Genomic DNA, 23,649 nt, shown 5'->3' with positions numbered 1-23,649 from the left:
GTGTTGTGTCCGCGGGGACCGGATCAGCTTGCGGTGGCCGCGCAGAGAGGCGCTCGATGGTGTCGAATACAAACCAGGACCGGATGCAGGCTGCACTGCCCGCGATCCGCGCGTTGCAGAAGCGCGCGGCGGACCTCGAGGCGAAGCAGTCCGAGCCGATCGCGGTCGTGTCGATGGCCTGTCGGCTCCCTGGCGGGATCGACACCCCGGAGGGCTTCTGGGAGCTGCTCGCTTCCGGCGGTGACGCCGTCGGCGGCCTGCCCTCGCGCTGGACCGGGCTGGACCTGTACGACCCGGATCCCGAGGCCGTCGGCAAGACGTACTCCCAGGACGGCGGATTCCTCGACGGCGCCGAGCACTTCGACGCCTCCTTCTTCGGCATCTCGCCGCGCGAGGCCGTCTCGATGGACCCGCAGCAGCGCCTGGTGCTGGAGACCTCGTGGGAGGCCCTGGAGCGGGCCGGCATCCGCCCGGACTCGCTGATGGAGAGCCGTACCGGCGTCTACCTCGGCACCATGAGCTCCGACTACGGCCACCTGGGCCGCGATCTGGACGCCCTCGACGGCTACGTCAGCACGGGCAAGGCCTCCAGCGTCGTCTCCGGCCGCGTCTCCTACACGCTGGGCCTCCAGGGCCCGGCCGTCACCGTCGACACCGCCTGCTCCTCGTCCCTGGTCGCCCTGCACCTGGCGGTGCAGGCCCTGCGGCAGGGCGAGTGCGAACTCGCCCTCGCGGGCGGCGTCACCATCATGAGCGCCCCCTCCCTCTTCGTGGAGTTCTCCCGCCTGAAGGGCATGGCGGCCGACGGCCGCTGCAAGTCCTTCTCGGCCGGCGCCGACGGCGCGGGCTGGGCCGAGGGCGTCGGCGTGATCGCCCTCAAGCGCCTGTCGGCCGCCCAGCGCGACGGCGACCGCGTCCTGGCCGTCATCCGCGGCTCCGCCGTCAACCAGGACGGCCGCAGCCAGGGCCTCACGGCCCCCAACGGCCCCTCGCAGCAGCGCGTCATCCAGGACGCGCTGGCCGCCGCCCGGCTGACGCCGGCCGACATCGACGCGGTCGAGGCGCACGGCACGGGCACCTCGCTCGGCGACCCAATCGAGGCGGGCGCGCTCGCCGAGGTCTTCGGCCCGGGACGCGAGGCGGACCGGCCGGTCTGGCTCGGTTCGTCGAAGTCGAACATCGGGCACGCGCAGGCGGCCGCCGGTGTCATCGGCGTGATCAAGATGGTGCTGGCGCTGGAGCACGGGCTGCTCCCCAAGACCCTGCACGCCGAAGACCCGACCCCGCTGATCGAGTGGGACACCAGCGGCCTGGAACTGCTGAACGAGGCGCGCGCCTGGGAGCGGGGCGCGGAGCGCACCCGCCGCGCGGGCGTCTCGTCCTTCGGCCTGAGCGGTACGAACGCGCACGTGGTGCTGGAGGAGCCCCCGGCGCCGGCCCAGGAGCCTGCCGCGCCGGCCGCCGACCCGGCCGCGGACCCGGCTGCCGAGGCGCCGGCCGGTCCGCTTCCGGTGGTCGTGTCGGGTCGTGACGAGGCCGCGCTGCGGGAGCAGGCGGGCCGCTGGGCGGACTGGCTGTCCGCGCACCGCGACGAAGTCCCCGTGGCCGATGTCGCGGTCACCGCCGCCCGGCACCGCTCGCAGTTCGAGTCGCGGGCGAGCGTGGTCGCGGCCGACACCGAGGGCCTCGTGGAGGCGCTGCGGTCGCTGGCCGAGGGCACCGCGCACGACGCGGTGGTGACGGGCTCGGCGGCGCGGCGCGGCAAGGTCGTGTTCGTGTATCCGGGTCAGGGCTCGCAGTGGGTGGGCATGGGCCGTGAACTCCTGGCCTCCAACCCGGTGTTCGCGGAGACGATCGACGCGTGTGATGCGGCTCTGCGGCCGTTCACGGGTTGGTCGGTGCGTGAGGTGTTGGCCGGTGAGGAGGGTGATCACCCGCCGTTCGACCGCGTGGACGTGGTCCAGCCGGCTCTGTTCGCGATGGGTGTCGGCCTGTCGGCGGTCTGGCGCTCGCTGGGCGTGGAGCCGTCGGCCGTGGTGGGCCACTCGCAGGGCGAGGTCGTCGCTGCTGTGGTGAGCGGTGCTCTCACTTTGGAGCAGGGCTCGCAGATCGTCGCGCAGCGTTCGCAGGCGGTACTGGCCTGCGCGGGTCAGGGCGGTATGGCGCTGATCGAGCGTCCGGTGGCCGAGGTCGAGGAGTTCGTGGCCCCGTACGGGGATGCGCTCTCCGTCGCCGCCGTGAACACGGCGGGTTCGACGGTGATCTCGGGTCAGGCGGACGCGATCGTGAAGATCGTCGCCGAGCTGTCGGACCAGGGTGTCTATGCCCGCAAGATCAATGTGGACTACGCGTCCCACAACGCCCAGATGGACCCCCTGCTCCCGGCCCTCGCGGAGGGCTTCGCGGGGATCGCTCCGACCGGCACGGACATCGCCTTCTACTCGACGGTGACCGGCCAGATCGCCAACGGCACGGACCTGAACGGCACGTACTGGTGCCGCAACCTCCGCGAGCCGGTCCGTTTCGACCGCGCCCTCAACCAGCTCCTGGACGACGGCCACGGCGTGTTCGTCGAGATCTCCGCGCACCCGGTCCTGTCGATGCCGCTGACCGACGGCAGTGCGGAGCGCGGCGGCATCGTCGTCGGCTCCCTCGCCCGTCAGCACGGCGAGCCCGCCCAGCTGCTGCGCAACCTCGGCCTGCTCCACGTCCAGGGCCACAACCTGAACTGGGACCGCATCCTCGGCACCGGCACCGGCACTGCCACCCCCACCCGAAGCCTCGTACCGCTGCCCACGTACGCCTTCCAGCGCGAGCGCTACTGGCTCGAGTCGGACGAGCGCGCAGGCGACGTCCGTTCGCTCGGTCTCACGGCCTCGGCGCACCCCTGGCTCGGTGCGGTCACCGCGCTGGCCGACGGTGAGGGGTACCTCTTCACCGGCCGGCTCTCCTCCGCGCAGCACCCCTGGCTCCAGGAGCACGCGGCCTTCGGTACGGCGCTCGTCCCCGGCACCGGCCTGCTGGAGCTCGTGCTCACCGCCGCCCACCACGTCGGCGCGCCCGGCGTGGCCGAACTCGTGCTCACCGAGCCGCTGTTGCTCGGCACGGACGGCGCGATCCGCCTCCAGGTCGCGGTCGGCGCACCCGACGGCACCGGCCGCCGACCCGTCGCGGTCTACAGCCTCCCGGAGAACGCGGCCGACGACGCCCCGTGGCGCCGGCACGCGGCCGGTTCCCTCTCCCACGCCCCGACCGCCGACGGCGACACCTTCGCCGATCTGGCCCAGTGGCCGGTCCCCGGCACCCGGCCCGTCGACCTCGACGGCTTCTACGACCGCCTCCGCGCCCGCGGCCTCGACTACGGCCCCGCCTTCCAGGGCCTGACCGAACTCCACCGCGCCGGCGACACCGCGTACGCGCGGGTCCAGCTGCCGGAGGGCCTGAAGGCCGACGAGTTCGGCATCCACCCCGCACTCCTCGACGCGGCCCTGCACGCCCTGGTCGGCGTCCAGGACACGGACACCGAAACCGGCACCGAAACCGGCACCCACGGCTCGCAGGTGCTGCTCCCGTTCGAGTGGACGGGCGTCGAGCTGCTCGCCGCCGGAGCCACCGAGCTGCGCGTACGCGTCGAACTCGACCCCCGGCAGAACAGCGTGCGCGTCACCGCCACCGACCCGGCCGGCCGGCCCGTCGCCCACGCCGACGGCCTCCAGCTGCGCGCCGCCGGCGCCGAGCAGCTCAAGGTCACCGAGACCGTCGAACACCTCTACCAGGTCGCCTTCCAGGCCCCGCCCGTGCTGGAACAGGCCGCGCACGACGGTCTGACCTGGGTCCTGGGCGACGACGCGCTCGGCTTCGACGCCGCCTACCCGGACGCGGACGCGCTGTTCGCCGCCGTCTCCGCCCTCGGCGCCGACGCGGACACCCCGGACCGCCTCCTCGTCGACGCCACCAGCCTGGTCGGCGCGACGGCCCTCGACGAGGCCACCGCCGGGCTGGAGCTGCTGCAACGCCTGCTCGCCGAGCCCCGCCTCGAACAGACCGAGCTGATCTGGCTGACCCGGGGCGCGGTGCACGCCGACGGCCCCGTACGCGATCTCGTCCGCGCGGGCCTGTGGGGACTGCTGCGCACGGCCCGCAGCGAGCACGCCGACCGCGTGATCCGCCTCGTCGACATCGACGCCGACCCGACCGCCGTGGCGGCGGACGTGGCGCTCGCCCTGTCCATCACCGGTGAGCCGGAGCTGGCGGTGCGCGGGGGTGAGATCCGCGTGGCGCGTCTGGTGCGTGCGGAGTCCGGCGGTGACCTGGCGGAGTTCGCGGCCGACGGTTCCGTCCTGGTCACGGGTGGTACGGGTGAGCTGGGTCGGGCCGTGTCCCGTCACTTGGTGAGCGTGCACGGCGTACGTCATCTCGTACTGACGTCCCGGCGCGGCCCGGAGGCTCCGGGGGCTGCCGATCTGGTGGCCGAGTTGGAGGCGGCCGGAGCTGAGACCGTACGGATCGTGGCTGCCGATGTCGCCGATCGTGCGCAGGTCACCAGCCTGCTCGCGGACACGGACCGCCCGTGGACGGGTGTGTTCCACCTGGCGGCCGTGCTCGACGACGGTCTGCTGGTCTCGCAGGACGCGGAGCGTCTGGCCCGTGTCTGGCAGCCGAAGGCAGAAGCCGCGCTCCACCTGCACGAGCTGACGCAGGGCCTCGATCTTGCCGCGTTCGTGCTGTTCTCCTCCGCCGCCGGTGTGCTCGGCGGTGCGGGCCAGAGCAACTACGCGGCCGCGAACACCTTCCTCGACGCCCTGGCCGCTCACCGCCGGGCCGACGGTCTTCCCGCGACGAGCCTGTCGTGGGGTCTGTGGCAGCAGGCCGGTCAAGGCCTGACCGCCACCCTCGGCCAGGCCGAACTCGCCCGGCTCCGTCGCCAGGGCGTCGCCGCGCTCAGCGAGGCGCAGGGGCTGGCGGCGATGGACGCGGCTCTGGCTTCCGGCCTGCCGCACCTGGTTCCCGTACGCCTCGAACTCACCTCGCTCCAGCGCGAGCTGGACGGCGACGGAACCGTCCCGGCCCTGTTCCGAGGCCTGCTGCGCGCCCGGCGCCAGCGGGCCGGACAGTCCGGCGGCACGCCGACCGGCCTGCGCGACCAGCTGGCGGCGCAGCCCGCGGCCGAGCGGCTTCCGTCGCTGATCCGGCTGGTGCAGCGCGAGGCGGCCGTGGTGCTGGGGGTGGCGAACGCCGACGGGATCGGCGCGCAGCAGGTGCTGAAGGAGCTCGGCATCGACTCCCTGATGGCCGTGGAGCTGCGCCGCCGCCTGTCCTCCGAGACCGGCGTCACGCTGCCGTCCACCCTGGCCTTCGACTACCCGACCCCCGCCGCCATCGCCGGCCTGCTCCTCGACAAACTCGACTTGACCACCGGCAAGCCCAAGGCAAAGCCGAACACCCTCCGCCACACCGCGCCCGCCCCGGCCGCCGACGACCCGATCGCCGTCGTGTCCATGGCCTGCCGACTCCCCGGCGGCATCGACACCCCGGAGGGCTTCTGGGAGCTGCTCGCTTCCGGCGGTGACGCCGTCGGCGGCCTGCCGTCGCGCTGGGACGGCCTGGGCGTCTACGACCCGGACCCGGAAGCCGTCGGCAAGAGCTACTCGCGCGAAGGCGGCTTCATCGAGGACATCGAGCGCTTCGACGCCTCGTTCTTCGGCATCTCGCGACGCGAGGCCGTCTCGATGGACCCGCAGCAGCGCCTGGTCCTGGAGACCTCGTGGGAGGCCCTCGAGCGGGCCGGCATCCGGCCCGACTCGCTCAGCGAGAGCCGTACGGGCGTCTACCTCGGCGCCATGACCTCCGACTACGGGCACATGGGCCACGACCTGGACGCCCTCGACGGCTACACCAGCACGGGCTACGCCTCCAGCGTCGTCTCCGGCCGCGTCTCGTACGCGCTGGGCCTCCAGGGCCCGGCCGTCACCGTCGACACCGCCTGCTCGTCCTCGCTGGTGGCCCTGCACCTGGCGGCGGGCGCCCTGCGGCAGGGCGAGTGCGAACTCGCCCTCGTCGGCGGCGTCACCGTCATGAACAGCCCCGCGCTGTTCGTGGAGTTCTCCCGCCTGAAGGGCATGGCCCCCGACGGCCGCTGCAAGTCCTTCTCGGCGCAGGCCGACGGGGCCGGCTGGGCCGAGGGCGTCGGCATCCTCGTCCTGAAGCGGCTGTCCGCCGCCGAACGCGACGGGGACAACGTCCTGGCCGTGATCCGCGGCTCGGCCGTCAACCAGGACGGCCGCAGCCAGGGCCTCACCGCCCCGAACGGTCCCTCGCAGCAGCGGGTGGTCCAGGAAGCCCTGGAAGCGGCGCGCCTGGCCCCCGCCGACATCGACGCGATCGAGGCCCACGGCACCGGCACCTCGCTCGGCGACCCGATCGAGGCGGGCGCGCTCGCCGAGGTCTTCGGCCCCGACCGGGACGAGGACCGGCCCGTCTACCTGGGCTCTTCCAAGTCCAACATCGGGCACGCGCAGGCCGCCGCGGGCGTGGTCGGCGTGATGAAGATGATCCTCGCTCTCCAGCACGAGACCCTGCCCAAGACCCTCTACGTCGACGAGCCCAGCCCGCACATCGCCTGGGACGGCAGCGGCCTCGAGCTGCTGAACGAGGCCCGTCCGTGGGAGCGGGCCGCGCGGCGCACCCGCCGCGCCGGCGTCTCCTCCTTCGGCCTGAGCGGTACGAACGCCCACGTGATCGTGGAGGAGCCGCCCGCGGCGACTCCGGCGCCGGGCACCGCGACCGCTGCCGACGCACCGCTTCCGGTGGTCGTGTCGGGTCGGGACGAGGCCGCGCTGCGGGAGCAGGCGGGCCGTTGGGCGGACTGGTTGTCCGCGCGCGGTGCCGAGGTCCCGCCGGCCGACGTGGCGATCACCGCCGCCCGGCACCGCTCGCACTTCGAGTCGCGGGCGAGCGTGGTGGCTGCGGACTCCGCCGGATTGGTGGAGGCGCTGCGCGCGCTGGCCGAGGGCGACTCGCATGACGCGGTGGTGACCGGGATTGCGCGCGAGCGCGGCAAGGTCGTCTTCGTGTACCCGGGTCAGGGTTCGCAGTGGGTGGGCATGGGCCGTGAACTCCTCACCTCCAACCCGGTGTTCGCTGAAGCGGTTGACGCGTGTGATGCGGCTCTGCGGCCGCACACGGGCTGGTCGGTGCGTGAGGTGCTGGCCGGTGAGGAGGGCGACCACCCGCCGTTCGACCGCGTGGACGTGGTCCAGCCGGCCCTGTTCGCGATGGGTGTCGGCCTGTCGGCGGTCTGGCGTTCGCTGGGTGTGGAGCCGTCAGCCGTGGTGGGCCACTCGCAGGGCGAGGTCGTCGCTGCTGTGGTGAGCGGTGCTCTCAGTTTGGAGCAGGGCTCGCAGATCGTCGCGCAGCGTTCGCAGGCGGTCCTCGCCTGCGCCGGCCAGGGCGGTATGGCGCTGATCGAGCGGCCGCTCGCCGAGGTCGAGGGATTCATCGCCCCCTACGGCGAGGCCCTTTCCGTCGCCGCGGTCAACACCACCGGTTCGACGATCATCTCCGGCGAGGCCGACGCGATCACCAGGATTGTCGAGGAGCTCTCCGAGCAGAACGTCTACGCCCGCAAGATCAACGTGGACTACGCCTCCCACAACGCCCAGATGGACCCCCTCCTCCCCGGTCTCGCCGCCGGCTTCGAGGGCCTGGTCCCGTCCCGGACCGACATCGCCCTGTACTCGACGGTGACCGGCCAGGTCGCCGACGGCACCGAGCTCGACGGCACGTACTGGTGCCGCAACCTCCGCGAGCCGGTCCGTTTCGACCGCGCCCTCAACCAGCTCCTGGACGACGGCCACGGCGTGTTCGTCGAGATCTCCGCCCACCCGGTCCTGTCGATGCCGCTGACCGACGGCAGCGCGGAGCGCGGCGGCATCGTCGTCGGCTCCCTCGCCCGCCGGCACGGCGAGCCCGCCCAGCTGCTCCGCAACCTCGGCCTGCTCCACGTCCAGGGCCACACCCTGGACTGGGACCGCGTCCTCGGAACCGGAACCGGAGCCGGCACCGGCACCGGCACCGGCACCGGAGGCCTCGTACCGCTGCCCACGTACGCCTTCCAGCGCGAGCACTACTGGCTCGAGGCCGCCAAGCCCACCGGCAACGTCCGGTCCGTCGGTCTCGACGTCCCCGAACACCCCTGGCTCGGCGCGGTCACCGCGCTCGCCGACGGCGAGGGGCACGTGTTCACCGGCCGGATCTCCCTCGCCGAGCACCCCTGGCTGGCACAGCACGCGGCCTTCGGCACCGTGCTCGTCCCCGGCACCGGCCTGCTCGAACTGGCCCTCACCGCCGCCCACCACGTCGGCGCGGAGTCGGTCGGGGAACTCACCCTGCTGGAGCCGCTGACCCTGACCGAGGACTCGGTGCTGCGGCTTCAGGTGGTGGTCGGCCCGTCCGACTCCACCGGCCGCCGCCCCGTCACCGTCTACAGCCGCCCGGACGAGGTCTCCGACTCCGGCTGGCACCGTCACGCCACCGGTGAACTCGCGGAAACGGCAGAGGCACCCGCCCCCGACTCCGCCGACGCTGACGCGTTCGCCGAGCTGGCCCAGTGGCCGGTCGCGGGCGCCGAGTCCGTCGATCTCGACGGCTTCTACGAGGGCTTCCGCGAGCGCGGCCTGGACTACGGTCCCGCGTTCCAGGGCCTGACCGAGCTGTGGCGCAAGGGCGACACGGCGTACGGACTCATCCGACTGCCCGAAGGCCTGGCCGCCGACGACTTCGGTGTTCACCCCGCCCTCCTCGACGCCGCGCTGCACACCCTCATGGGCGTACGCGGCCAGGACCCGGACGACCGGCAGGTGCTGCTCCCGTTCGAGTGGACGGGCGTCGAGCTGCTCGCCGCCGGAGCCACCGAGCTCCGCGTGCGCATCGACCTCGACGACACCCGCACCAACACCCGCATCTGGGTCGCCGACCCGGCCGGGCAGCCCGTCGTCCACGCCCGCGGGCTCGCGATCCGCGAGGCCAGCGCCGAGCAGATCCGCGCCGGCGAGCGCGCCGAGCACCTGTACCGCGTCGACTTCGCCGCCCGCGGCACGCTGGCGCACGAGGAGGCCCCGGCGGGCGGCACATGGATTCTCGGCGAGAACGCCGGGATGTTCGCAACATTGGAGGCCGACTATGTGGCTGATGTGGATGTACTCCTTGCCCAGATCGATGAGCGGTCCGAGCTACCCGTTCGACTCGTTCTGGATGCGACGCGAGCGATAGGTCACGGCGCGCAGCAGCAGACCGCGTCCGCCCTCGGAACGCTTCAGCGTCTGCTCGCGGAACCCCGGCTGGCCGGGACCGAGTTCGTCTGGGTGACGCGCTCGGCCGTGGACACGGGTGACGGTGTAGCCGACCTGGCCCACGCCCCGCTGTGGGGCCTGGTCCGGGCGGCCCGCGCCGAGCACCCCGACCGCGTGATCCGCCTCGTCGACCTCAGCCCGGCCGGTGGAGCCGACGACGCCCTGCTGCCCCAGGCCCTGTCCGTCACCGGTGAGCCGGAGCTGGCGGTGCGCGGGGGTGAGATCCGCGTGGCGCGTCTGGTGCGTGCGGAGTCCGGCAACGGTGACCTGCCGGAGTTCGCGTCGGACGGTTCCGTCCTGGTGACGGGTGGTACGGGTGAGCTGGGTCGGGCCGTGTCCCGTCACCTGGTGACCGTGCACGGCGTACGTCATCTCGTACTGACGTCCCGGCGCGGCCCGGAGGCTCCGGGGGCTGCCGAGCTGGTGGCCGAGCTGGAGGCGGCCGGCGCCGAGACCGTACGGATCGTCGCTGCCGATGTGTCCGACCGCGGTCAGGCCGAGGCGCTCCTGGCGCAGCCCGAGCACCCCTGGACGGCCGTGTTCCACCTGGCCGCCGTGCTCGACGACGGCCTGCTGGTGTCGCAGGACGCGGAGCGTCTGGCCCGTGTCTGGCAGCCGAAGGCTGAGGCCGCGCTCCACCTGCACGAGCTGACGCAGGGCCTCGATCTTGCCGCGTTCGTGCTGTTCTCGTCCGCCGCCGGTGTGCTCGGCGGTGCGGGCCAGAGCAACTACGCGGCCGCGAACACCTTCCTGGACGCCCTGGCCGCTCACCGCCGGGCCACCGGTCTTCCCGCGACGAGCCTGTCGTGGGGTCTGTGGCAGCAGGCCGGTCAAGGCCTGACCGCCACCCTCGGCCAGGCCGAACTCGCCCGCATGCGCAGGCGGGGCATCGCCGCACTGAGCGAACCGCAGGCCCTGGCGGCCATGGACGCGGCCCTGGCTTCCGGCCAGGCGCACCTGGTCCCCGTACGCCTCGAACTCACGCCGCTGCAACGCGAACTGGACAACGGCGGCGACGCCCCCGCCCTGCTCCGCGCCCTCCTGCGCGCCCCGCGCAAGCGCGCGGGCGGCGAGACGGCGGCCGGCGGGAACGGGCTGCGCGAGCAGCTGACCGCCCTGCCGGACGCCGAGCGCCTGCCGCGGCTCACGCAGCTCGTGCAGCGCGAGGCCGCCGTGGTCCTCGGCGCCTCCGGCAGCGCGGGCGTCGGCGCCCAGCAGGTCCTCAAGGAGCTCGGCATGGACTCCCTGATGGCCGTAGAGCTGCGGCGTCGCCTCTCCGCCGAGACCGGCACCCCGCTGCCGTCCACCCTCGCCTTCGACTACCCGACGCCCACCGCCATCGCCGGCCTGCTCCTCGACAAGCTGGCCGTGGGAACCGGGGGAGCGGCACGGGCCGCACAGCGCGTGACGAAGAACCAGATAGACAACCTCGTGGAACTCCTGCGTTCCGCGACACCGAAACAACTCGAGGAGCCGGGCCTGGCCGCCGGCCTGCTGGCCCTGCGGGACGGCCTGGCCAAGGCCTCCGCCGCGTCGGCCGCGTCCGCCGCGTCCTCCGCGTCCGGTACGGCCGCCGCGGCAGAAGCCGCCGAGACCGAAGCCGGACTCGGCGGCGACAGCACCGATGACCTCCTTCAGTTCCTGGATCGCAAGCTTGGAGTGAGTGAATGAGCGCGTCCGAAGTCGAGAAGCTGGAAAAGCTCGAGGCGTACCTGCGGCGCACGGCGAACGCGCTCGTCGAGACCGAGAAGGAACTCAACGCCGAGCGGGCCTCGCGTACGGAACCGATCGCGGTCGTGTCGATGGCCTGCCGTCTCCCCGGCGGCATCGACACCCCCGAGGGCTTCTGGGAGCTGCTCGCCTCCGGCGGTGACGCCGTCGGCGGCCTGCCCTCGCGCTGGGACAGCCTCGGCGTCTACGACCCCGACCCGGAGGCCATCGGCAAGAGCTACGCCCGCGAGGGCGGCTTCATCGACGGAGCCGAGGGCTTCGACGCCCCGTTCTTCGGCATCTCGCCGCGCGAGGCGCTGTCGATGGACCCGCAGCAGCGCCTGGTCCTGGAGACCTCGTGGGAGGCCCTGGAGCGGGCCGGAGTGCGCCCCGACACGCTCAGCGAGAGCCGTACGGGCGTCTACCTCGGCACGATGAGCTCCGACTACGGCAACCAGCAGGGCCACGACCTCAACGCCCTCGACGGGTACAGCACCGGCAACGCGAGCAGCGTCGTCTCCGGCCGCGTCTCCTACACGCTGGGCCTCCAGGGCCCGGCCGTCACCGTCGACACCGCCTGCTCCTCGTCCCTCGTATCCATCCACCTGGCCGTCCAGGCCCTGCGCCAGGGCGAGTGCGAGCTCGCGCTGGCCGGCGGCGTGACCGTGATGAGCACCCCGGCGCTGTTCGTGGAGTTCTCCCGCCTGAAGGGCATGGCGGCCGACGGCCGCTGCAAGTCCTTCTCGGCCGGCGCCGACGGCGCGGGCTGGGCCGAGGGCGCGGGCGTGCTCGTCCTGAAGAAGCTCTCGGCCGCGCAGCGCGACGGCGACCCGGTGCTCGCGGTGATCCGCGGCTCGGCCGTCAACCAGGACGGCCGCAGCCAGGGCCTCACCGCGCCCAACGGCCCCTCGCAGCAGCGCGTCATCCACGACGCCCTGGAAGCGGCCCGGCTGACTCCCGCCGACATCGACGCGATCGAGGCCCACGGCACCGGAACCCCGCTCGGCGACCCGATCGAGGCCGGCGCGCTGGCCGAGGTCTTCGGCCCCGACCGGGCCGCGAACCGGCCCGTCTACCTGGGCTCTTCGAAGTCGAACATCGGGCACGCGCAGGCGGCTGCCGGTGTCATCGGCGTGATCAAGATGGTGCTGGCGCTGGAGCACGGCGTGCTGCCGAAGACCCTGCACGCCGAGGAGCCCAGCCCGCACATCGAGTGGAAGAGCAGCGGGATCGAGCTGCTGAACGAGGCGCGCGCGTGGGAGCGGGGCGCGGAGCGCATCCGTCGTGCGGGCGTCTCGTCCTTCGGCCTGAGCGGTACGAACGCGCACGTGGTACTGGAGGAGCCCCCGGCCCCGGCCCAGAAGCCCGCGGACCCGGCCGCCGAGGCGCCGGCCGGTCCGCTTCCGGTGGTCGTGTCGGGTCGTGACGAGGCCGCGCTGCGGGAGCAGGCGGGCCGTTGGGCGGACTGGTTGTCCGGGCGCGGTACCGAGGTCCCGCTGGCCGATGTGGCGGCGACGGCTGCCCGGCACCGTTCGCACTTCGAGTCGCGGGCGAGCGTGGTGGCTGCGGACTCCGCCGGTCTGGTGGAGGCGCTGCGGTCGCTGGCCGAGGGCGACTCGCATGACGCGGTGGTGACCGGGATTGCGCGCGAGCGCGGCAAGGTCGTCTTCGTGTACCCGGGTCAGGGTTCGCAGTGGGTGGCCATGGGCCGTGAACTCCTGGCCTCCAACGCGGTGTTCGCTGAAGCCGTTGATGCGTGTGATGCGGCTCTGCGGCCGTTCACGGGTTGGTCGGTGCGTGAGGTGCTGGCCGGTGAGGAGGGTGATCACCCGCCGTTCGACCGCGTGGACGTGGTCCAGCCTGCCCTGTTCGCGATGGGGGTTGGCCTGTCGGCGGTCTGGCGTTCGCTGGGGGTGGAGCCGTCGGCCGTGGTGGGCCACTCGCAGGGCGAGGTCGTCGCTGCTGTGGTGAGCGGTGCTCTCAGTTTGGAGCAGGGCTCGCAGATCGTCGCCCAGCGTTCGCAGGCGGTTCTCGCGTGCGCGGGTCAGGGCGGTATGGCGCTGATCGAGCGTCCGGTGGCCGAGGTCGAGGAGTTCGTGGCCCCGTACGGGGAGGCGCTCTCCGTCGCTGCCGTGAACACGGCGGGTTCGACGGTGATCTCGGGTCAGGCGGACGCGATCGTGAAGATCGTCGCCGAGCTCTCGGACCAGGGCGTGTACGCCCGCAAGATCAATGTGGACTACGCGTCCCACAACGCCCAGATGGACCCCCTGCTCCCGGCCCTCGCGGAGGGCTTCGCGGGGATCGCTCCGACCGGTACGGACATCGCCTTCTACTCGACGGTGACCGGCCAGATCGCCAACGGCACGGACCTGAACGGCACGTACTGGTGCCGCAACCTCCGCGAGCCGGTCCGTTTCGACCGCGCGCTCAACCAGCTTCTCGACGACGGCCACGGCGTGTTCGTCGAGATCTCGGCCCACCCGGTCCTGTCGATGCCGCTGACCGACGGCAGTGCGGAGCGCGGCGGCATCGTCGTCGGCTCCCTCGCCCGTCAACACGGCGAGCCCGCCCAGCTGCTCCGCAACCTCGGCCTGCTCCACGTCCAGGGCCACGACCTCGGCTGGGACTTCGTCCCGGACTCCGGGAACCTCGTACAGCTCCCCTCCTACGCCTTCCAGCGCGCGCACTACTGGATCGACGCCCCCAAGACCTCGGGCGATGTGCGCAAGGTCGGTCTCGACGTCTCCGAGCACCCGTGGCTCGGTGCCGTCATCTCCCTCGCCGACGGCGAAGGGCACCTCTTCACCGGCCGGGTCTCCCTCGCCGAGCAGCCCTGGCTGGCCGGTCACGCGGCCTTCGGCTCGGTCCTCGTCCCCGGCACCGGCCTGCTCGAACTGGCCCTCACCGCCGCCCACCACGTCGGCGCCCCCGGCGTGGCCGAACTCGTGCTCACCGAGCCGCTGTTGCTCGGCTCGGAGGGTTCCGTACGCCTCCAGGTCGCCGTCGGCGCACCCGAGAGCACCGGCCGACGCCCCGTCACCATCTACAGCCGCCCCGAGGGCAGCGACGAGGAATGGCGCCGTCACGCCACCGGTGAACTCGCTGAAACCACAGAGGCACCTGCACCCGCCTCCGCCGATGCTGACGCGTTCGCCGAGCTGGCCCAGTGGCCGGTCGCGGGCGCCGAGTCCGTCGATCTCGACGGCTTCTACGAGGGCTTCCGCGAGCGCGGTTTGGACTACGGTCCCGCGTTCCAGGGCCTGACCGAGCTGTGGCGCAAGGGCGACACGGCATACGGACTCATCCGGCTCCCCGAAGGCCTGACGGCCGACGACTTCGGTGTTCACCCCGCCCTCCTCGACGCCGCGCTGCACACCCTCATGGGCGTACGCGACGAAGAAGCCCGGCAGCGCGTGTTCATGCCGTTCGAGTGGACCGGCGTGGAGCTCCTCGCCGCCGGTGCCACCGAGCTGCGCGTACGCGTCGAGGTCCCGTCCGGCGACGACGAGCGCCTCACCCTCACTGTCGCCGACGGCACGGGCCACCCCGTCGTCCGCACCCGCGGCCTCGCGATCCGCGAGGCGAGCGCCGAGCAGATCCGCGCCGGCGAGCGCGCCGAGCACCTGTACCACGTCGAGTTCCGCCCCACCCCGACCCCGGGCGACGCGGAGCCGGCCGGAGAGACCTGGGCGCTCGAAGGTGACGCCGGGATCGGGGCCGCCTTCGGTGCGCAGGTGTTCGCGGACGCCGACGCGCTCCTCGCGCACCTCGCCGAAGGAGCCGACGCCCCGGCCCGCGTCCTCGTCGACGCCACCGGCAACGCTCCTGCCGCCGACGCCCGCGAGCTGACCGCCGCCGGGCTCGGCATCCTTCAGCTCCTGCTGGCCGAACCGCGCCTGGACCAGACCGAGCTGGTCTGGCTAACCCGCTCCGCTGTTAACGGCGTTAACGCCGTTAACGCCGCCGAGGCGGGCGACGGCCTGACCGACCTGGCCCACGCCGCCCTGTGGGGTCTGCTCCGCGCGGCGCGCGCCGAGCACGCCGACCGTGTGATCCGCCTCATCGACCTCGGCCCCGACGGCGCCCGCGACGACCTCGCACTCGCCCCGGCCCTCACCCTCACCGACGAGCCCGAAATCGCCCTCCGCGACGGGGAGATCCGTACCGCCCGCCTCGTCCGCACGGCCAAGCCCTCCGAGGCCCCGCGCCTGGACCCCGACGGATCCGTTCTCGTCACGGGTGGTACGGGTGAGCTGGGTCGGGCGGTGTCCCGTCACCTGGTGACCGTGCATGGCGTACGTCATCTCGTACTGACGTCCCGGCGCGGCCCGGAGGTTCCGGGAGCCGCTGACCTGGTGGCCGAGTTGGAGGCGGCCGGCGCCGAGACCGTACGGATCGTGGCTGCCGATGTCGCCGATCGTGCGCAGGTCACCAGCCTGCTCGCGGACACGGACCGCCCCTGGACGGGTGTGTTCCACCTGGCGGCCGTGCTCGACGACGGCCTGCTGGTCTCGCAGGACGCGGAGCGTCTGGCGCGTGTCTGGCAGCCGAAGGCAGAAGCCGCGCTCCACCTCCATGAGTTGACGCAGGGCCTCGATCTTGCCGCGTTCGTGCTCTTCTCCTCCGCCGCCGGTGTACTCGGCGGCGCGGGCCAGAGCAACTACGCGGCCGCGAACACCTTCCTCGACGCCCTGGCCGCCCACCGCCGGGCCACCGGTCTTCCCGCGACGAGCCTGTCGTGGGGCCTGTGGCAGCAGGCCGGTCAAGGCCTGACCGCCACCCTCGGCCAGGCCGAACTCGCCCGCATGCGCCGCATGGGCATCGGTGCGCTCACCGAGCAGCAGGGCCTCGCGGCCCTCGACAACGCCCTCGGCTCCGCGCACCCGCACCTGGTCCCGGTCAAGCTCGACCTGGTCACCCTGCAACGACGCCCCGACGAGCTGCCCGCCCTGCTGCGGGCCCTCGTCCGGGCCCCGAAGAAGCGCGTCGGCAGTGCGGGCACCGCTCCCGCAGGCCTGCGCGACCAGTTGGCCGCCCAGCCGGCGGCCGAGCGGCTGCCGTTCCTGATCCGGCTCGTGCAGCGCGAGGCGGCCGTGGTCCTCGGCATCGCGGCAGCCGACGGGATCGGCGCGCAGCAGGTCCTGAAGGAGCTCGGCATCGACTCCCTGATGGCCGTGGAGCTGCGCCGCCGCCTGTCCTCCGAAACGGGCGTCACGCTCCCCTCGACCCTCGCCTTCGACTACCCGACCCCCGCCGCCATCGCCGGCCTGCTCCTCGACAAGCTGGACCTGACCACCGGCAAGCCCAAGGCGAAGCCGAACACCCTCCGCCACACCGCGCCGGCCCCGGCCGCCGACGACCCGATCGCCGTCGTGTCCATGGCCTGCCGACTCCCCGGCGGCATCGACACCCCCGAGGCGTACTGGAACCTGCTCGCCTCGGGCAGCGACGCGATCGGCGAACTGCCGTCGCGCTGGGAGAACCTCGGCGTCTACGACCCGGACCCGGAGGCCGTCGGCAAGAGCTACGCCCGCGAGGGCGGCTTCATCGAGGCCGCCGCCGACTTCGACGCCGCGTTCTTCGGGATCTCCCAGCGCGAGGCCCTGTCCATGGACCCGCAGCAGCGTCTCGTCCTGGAGACCGCCTGGGAGGCCCTCGAACGCGCCGGGATCCGTCCCGGCTCGCTCAGCGAGAGCCGTACGGGCGTCTACCTCGGCGCCATGAGCTCCGACTACGGCGAGCAGGGCCGCGAACTCGACGCCTTCGACGGGTACGTGAGCACCGGCAACGCGTCCAGCGTCGTCTCCGGCCGCGTCTCGTACGCGCTGGGCCTCCAGGGCCCGGCCGTCACCGTCGACACCGCCTGCTCCTCCTCCCTCGTCTCCCTCCACCTCGCCGCGAGCGCGCTGCGCCAGGGCGAGTGCGAACTCGCCCTGGTCGGCGGCGTCACCGTCATGAGCACGCCCCGGCTGTTCGTGGAGTTCTCCCGCCTCAAGGGCATGGCCCCCGACGGCCGCTGCAAGTCCTTCTCCGCCCTCGCGGACGGCGCGGGCTGGTCCGACGGCGTCGGCATCCTCGTCCTGAAGCGGCTGTCCGCCGCCGAACGCGACGGGGACAACGTCCTGGCCGTGATCCGCGGCTCCGCCGTCAACCAGGACGGCCGCAGCCAGGGCCTCACCGCCCCCAACGGGCCGGCCCAGCAGCGCGTCATCCTCGACGCCCTGGAAGCGGCCCGGCTGGCCCCCGCCGACATCGACGCCGTCGAGGCGCACGGAACGGGCACCCCGCTCGGCGACCCGATCGAGGCCGGGGCGCTGGCCGAGGTCTTCGGCCGCGACCGGGACGGCGACCGGCCCGTCTACCTGGGCTCTTCCAAGTCCAACATCGGGCACGCGCAGGCCGCCGCCGGTGTCGCGGGCGTCATGAAGATGATCCTCGCCCTCCAGCACGAGACCCTGCCCAAGACCCTGTACGTCGACGAGCCCAGCCCGCACATCGCCTGGGACGGCAGCGGCCTGGAACTCCTCCGGGACGCCCGCCCCTGGGCCCGCCAGGCCGCGCGCACCCGCCGCGCCGGCGTCTCCTCCTTCGGCCTGAGCGGTACGAACGCCCACGTCGTCCTCGAAGAGCCCCCGGCCCCGTCCACCCCGGCCGCCGCCGCCCCGGCCACCCCGGCCGCCGCCGCCCCGGCCCCGTCCACCCCGGCCGCCGCCGCCTCGGCCCCGTCCGACCCGGCGACCGCAGCGACCGACCCGGCCACAGCGACCGGAGCGACCGAAGCGACCGAAGCGACGGAACGGTCCATAGCGACCCAAGCGACCCAAGCGACCCGAGCGGCCGAACCGACCGCAGCGACCGGAGCGACCCAAGCGACCGACGCGGCCCAGGCGACGGACGGGGCCCAGGCGACCGACGGGGCCCAGGCGCCCGGCGCGGCCCAGGCGACCGAAGCAGCCACCCAGGCCACCCAGGCCACCCAGGCCACCCAGGCCGCCCCGGCCGCCCCGGCCCCCCAGCCCCTGGTCCTCTCCGGCCGTGACGAGCCCGCCCTGCGCACGCAGGCCGCCCGCTGGGCGGACTGGCTCGAGGGTCGGCCCGAGGTGCCGGTGGCCGACCTCGCCCTCACGGCCGCCCGGCACCGCACGCACTTCGAGCACCGCGCCGCCCTCACCGTGGCCACCACCGGCGAAGCGGTCACCGCGCTGCGCGCCCTCGCCGACGGCCGCACCCCCGCGGGCGCCGCCGAAGGCACCGCGGCCGACGGCCCCCTCGCCGTACTGTTCACCGGACAGGGCAGCCAGCGCCCCGGCATGGGCCGTGCCCTGCACGCCGCCCTTCCCGTCTTCCGGCAGGCCTTCGACGCGGTCTGCGCCGCCCTCGACCCGCACCTGAACCGGCCGCTGGCCGAGCTCGTCCTCGGCGGATCCGAGCTCGTCCACGAGACCGAGTACGCCCAGCCCGCCCTGTTCGCGGTCGAGACCGCGCTCTTCCGCCAGTGGGAGGCCTGGGGCGTGCACCCCGCCGCGGTCGCCGGCCACTCCATCGGCGAACTCGCCGCCGCGCACGTCGCCGGGGTCCTCACCCTGGACGACGCGGCCCGCCTGGTGGCCGCCCGCGGCCGCCTGATGCAGGCCTGCGAGCGCGGCGGGGCCATGGCGTCCGTGGAAGCCTCGGAGGCCGAGGTCATCGAAGCCCTCGACACCCTGGAGGTGCGTGCGGGCGCCGCCCAGCGCATCTCGATCGCCGGGATCAACGGGCCCGCGCAGACCGTCGTCAGCGGTGACGAGGCCGCCGTGGCCGCCGCCATCGGCTGGTTCACCGAACTCGGCCGGCGCACCCGCCGCCTGACGGTCTCGCACGCCTTCCACTCCCCGCACATGGACGCCATGCTCGACGCCTACCGGCAGGTGGCCGAGGACATCACCTTCGCCGCCCCGCGGATCCCGGTCGTCTCCACGGTCACCGGCACCCGGATGGGCCCGGACCTGGCGCCGGGCGAAGGCCTGCGCGCCGCCGAATACTGGGTACGGCAGGTCCGCGACGCCGTGCGCTTCCTGGACGCCGTACGGACCCTCGAAGCCGACGGCATCGGCCGCCACCTCGAATGCGGCCCGGCCGCCGTCCTGGCCGCCATGGGCGCCAACTGCGTCACCGACCCCGCCGTGTTCGTCGCCTCGCAGCGCGCGCCCAAGGACCCCGACCAGGCCCCGGACGAGGTCCGCGCCCTCGTCGAGGCCCTCGGCGCGCTCCACGTCAGCGGGCAGGAGCCGGACTGGGATCAGGTGTTCACCGAAGGGCCCGCCGCCGCCCGGGCCCGCGCGGCCGAACTGGCCGCCGACCTGCCCACGTACGCCTTCCAGCGGGAGCGCTTCTGGCTGGAGCCGGCCCGAGGCGGCGCCCGCGGCGCCCGGGACACCGGTCTCGTGCCGGCCGGGCACCCCTGGCTCGCCGCCGTCCTGACGCTCGCCGACGGCGAGGGCCAGCTGCTCTCCGGCCGGCTCTCGCTCGGCGACCACCCCTGGCTCGCCGACCACGCCGTCTTCGGCAGCGTCCTCGTGCCCGGCACCGGCCTGCTCGACCTCGCGCTGGCCGCCGCCCGGGCCGTCGGCTCCGAGCGGGTCGCCGAACTCACCCTCGCCCAGCCGCTCGTCCTCGCCGCCGGCGAACCCCTGCGGCTCCAGGTCAAGGTCGGCTCCCCCGACACGGAAGGCCGGCGGAAGATCGCCGTCCACAGCCAGCCCGAGGCATCCGCCGACCCGGCCGCCTGGACCCTGCACGCCTCCGGCGAACTCGCCGACGACCCCGCCGCCGAAACCCCCGAGGGCCTCGCCGAACTGGCCCACTGGCCGGTCCCGGGAGCCGAGCCCCTCGCACTCGACGGTTTCTACGAGCGGCTCGGCGGCGAAGGCCTCGCCTACGGCCCCGCCTTCCGCGGCCTGACCGCCCTCGCCCGCCGGGGCGACATCGCCTACGGCCACGTCGCCCTGCCCGAGCCGCTGCGCCAGAGCACCGACGGCCACGGAGTGCACCCCGCGCTCCTGGACGCGGCCCTGCACGTCCTGGCCGGCGTCACCCCGGAATCCGGGCAGCCCGAGGGCACCGTACTGCTGCCCTTCGCCTGGACCGACGTCACCCTGTACGCGACGGACAGCACCGAACTGCGCGTCCGCATCGCCCTGGACCCGCGGGAGCCCGCGGACGATACGGCATCCGCGGCCGCCGGGCTCGGCGCGCGCGTCCTGGTCACCGACGCCACCGGCGAGCCCGTCCTGTCGGGCGCGCTCCAGATCCGGCAGGCTTCCGCCGAGCAGCTGAAGGTCACCCGCTCCGAGGGCGACCACCTCTACCGCGTCGACTTCCAGCCGGTGGCCGAGCCCGCCCAGGCCGCCCCGCAGCCCGCGACCACCCTGGTGATCGGCGGCAGCGGAGCCCTCGCCGAGGCCCTCGGCGCCACCTGGTCGGCCGGCCCCGAGCCGCTGCTCGCCGACGGGCCCGCCCCCGCGCGCATCGTCATCGACGCCACCGCCACCGGGCCGGCCGAAGCCGCCGAGCCGGACACGCTCGCCGCGCTGGACCTCGTACAGCACCTGCTGACCGAGAAGACCGCGGAATCCGAACTGGTCTGGATCACCCGCGACGCCGTCGCGGCCCGCCCCGAGGACACCGTGTCCGACCTCGCCCACGCCCCGCTGTGGGGCCTGGTACGGGCCGTCCGCGGCGAGGTCCCCGACCGCACCCTGCGCCTGGTCGACCTCGACACCGCCACCCCCGACCGGGCGGTCCTCGACGCGGCCCTCGCGACCGCCGACGAGCCCGAACTGGCCCTGCGCGGCGGCGCCCTGTTCGCCCCCCGCCTCGTGCGCACCACCCGCGCCGCGGCGGCCCACGGCGGCGAGGCCCTCACCCCGCCCGCCGGCGACGGCCCCTGGCACCTGGACATCCGCGAGAAGGGCAGCATCGACAGCCTCGAACTCGTCCCCGTCCCGGCCGGCGGACCGCTCGGCCCCGACGAGGTGCGCGTCGCCGTCCGCGCCGCGGGCATGAACTTCCGCGACGTCCTCAACGCGCTCGGCATGGTCGCCACGCCCAAGCTCGGCCTGGAGTTCGCCGGCACCGTCCTGGAGACCGGCTCCGCCGTCACCCACCTGCGCCCGGGCGACCGGGCCATGGGCCTCGCGCTCGGCGCCTTCGGCACCGAGGTCCGCGGCGACGGCCACCTGATGGCCAGGCTGCCCGACACCCTCACCTTCGAAGAGGGCGCGACGATCCCGCTCGCCTTCCTCACCGCCTACTACGCCCTCACCGACCTCGGAGCGCTGCGCCCCGGCGAGAAGCTCCTCGTCCACGCGGCCGCCGGCGGCGTCGGCATGGCCGCCGTCCAGCTCGCCCACCACCTGGGCGCCGAGGTCTACGGAACGGCCAGCCACCCCAAGTGGGACGCGCTGCGCGCCCTCGGCCTGCCCGACGAGCGCATCGCCTCCTCCCGCGACACCGCCTTCGAACAGCGGTGGCTCACCGCCACCGGCGGCGCCGGCTTCGACGCCGTGCTGAACTCCCTCGCCGGGGAGTTCACCGACGCCTCCCTGCGGCTGCTACCGCACGGCGGACGCTTCCTGGAGATGGGCAAGACCGACATCCGCGACGCCGGCGCCGTCGCCGCCGCCCACCCGGGCGTCGCCTACAGCGCCTTCGACCTGATGTCGCTGGAGCCCGAGCACCTCCACCGGATGCTCACCGACCTGTCCGGGCTGCTGACCGACCGGGTCATCGCCCCGCTGCCGTACCTCGCGTACGACGTACGGGAGGCCCCCGCGGCCTTCCGTCACATGGCGCAGGGCCGCCACACCGGCAAGCTGGTCCTCACCACCGGCCGGACCCTCGACCCGGAGGGCGTGGTCCTGCTCACCGGCGGAACCGGCGAACTCGGCCGCGACCTGGCCGCGCACCTGGTCGCCGAACACGGCGTCCGCCACCTCGTCCTGACCTCGCGCCAGGGCATGGCCGCCCCGGGCGCGCGGGAACTGGTCGACGGCCTCGAAGCGGCCGGCGCGGCCGGCGTGCGCATCCTGGCCTGCGACGTCTCGGACCGCGACGCCGTGGCCCGGCTGCTCGCCGAAGCGGGGGAGGAGCGCCCGCTGACCGGCGTGGTGCACCTCGCGGCCGTCATCGACGACGGCGTCGTGCACAACCAGACGCCCGAGCGGTTCACCCGCGTCCTCGCCCCCAAGCTGGCCGGCGCCCGGCACCTGCACGAGCTCACCCGCGACCTGGACCTGGCCGCCTTCGTGCTGTTCTCCTCGGTCGCCGGCACCCTCGGCTCGCCCGGCCAGTCCAACTACGGCGCCGCGAACGCCTTCCTGGACGCGCTCGCCGCCCACCGGCACAAGCTCGGCCTGCCCGCCACCAGCCTCGCCTGGGGCCTGTGGGCGCAGGGCGGCGCCGGAATGACCGCGCAGCTCGGCGAGGCGGAACTCGCCCGGATGCGCCGCCAGGGCGCCCAGCCCCTGAGCGCCGCCGAGGGCCTCGCCCTCTTCGACGCCGCCCTGGCCCGCCCCGAACCGCACCTGGTGCCCCTCAAGCTCGACACCGCCCGCCTCGCCTCCGGCGACTCCGGGGCGCGGCCGCCGGCCCTGCTGCGGGCCCTGGTCCGTACGCAGCCCCGCAAGGCCAAGGAGGCCGCCGAGCGCGGCTCGGCCTTCCGGGACCGGCTGGCCGGCCTGCCCGGCGAGGAACGCGAGACGGAGCTGCGCAAGTTCGTCCAGCAGGAGGTGACCGCGGTCCTCGGCCTGTCCGGCAGCGTCCCGCTCGACAAGCCGATGCGGGAGTTCGGCTGGGACTCCCTGATGGCCGTCGAGCTCAAGAACCGCCTCGCCCGGCACACGCAGGTGGCCGTGCCCAACACGCTCGCCTTCGACTACCCCACGCCGCGCGCCATCGCCGGATACCTCCTCGGCAAGCTCTCCTTCGACGGCGCGGCCGCACAGACCGCGGCCGTCGCCGACACCCCGCCGCAGGACCCGGCCCAGGCCGCCCAGTGGGCGGTGGCCCGGATCGGCGCCGAACGGCTGCGCCAGAGCGGCCTGCTGGACCGGCTGCTGGAGCTCGCCGCACCCGCCACCGCCACGGCCGAGGCCCCCGCCGACGCCCTGCAGACCGCCCAGGAACTGACCGACGACGAGATGGACGCGGCCCTGGACGCCGTACTCGGCGGCATCTGACCCCCGGGGGCCGCCCTCCCCCCGGGCCGGCCCCCGGGCCCCTCCCCCCAGCACGCCTTCCCGATGTGGTCCCGCGCAGCGACTGTGCGGGACCACTTCCATGGACGGGCATACGCCGCCGCGGCTTCCACCATCCGCTTCGACGGAGCGCCGTCCCACGCGCGAAGTCCGCTCCGGCGCGTGGTGCGGAGGTCAACGGAACCTCGTACGAAGTCACGCCCCACCTGGGTCGTCGTTCGCAAGCCGAGCTCGCGGCGGGTCGCCCGCCAACGCCAACGGATGATCCAGCGCACCGGTGCCGCGCGCAGACGGAAAACGGCTGCCGCGGACCTCCTGGCGGGAGGTCCGCGGCAGCCTCGGCGACGCGG

The 23,649-nt window shown here is 74.1% G+C and carries 2 protein-coding genes; both read left to right on the top strand.

The window, feature by feature from the left end:
• Window positions 1-56 precede the first annotated feature (56 nt).
• Window positions 57-11,021, top strand: coding sequence for a type I polyketide synthase (locus ACFWP3_RS14810; protein WP_384220442.1), 10,965 nt, complete (start codon window positions 57-59; stop codon window positions 11,019-11,021).
• Window positions 11,018-23,281 carry an SDR family NAD(P)-dependent oxidoreductase gene (locus ACFWP3_RS14805; RefSeq protein WP_384220440.1) on the top strand — a complete coding sequence of 4,088 codons (12,264 nt, stop codon included), beginning with the start codon at window positions 11,018-11,020 and terminating at the stop codon, window positions 23,279-23,281. The genes ACFWP3_RS14810 and ACFWP3_RS14805 overlap by 4 nt, the downstream gene beginning before the upstream one ends.
• The last annotated feature ends 368 nt before the right edge of the window (window positions 23,282-23,649 follow it).

This window comes from Streptomyces sp. NPDC058525, assembly GCF_042719495.1.
Taxonomy (GTDB): Bacteria; Actinomycetota; Actinomycetes; order Streptomycetales; family Streptomycetaceae; genus Streptomyces.
Note: the sequence above shows the minus strand (reverse complement) of the source record. Positions and strands in the feature narration are given on the sequence as shown.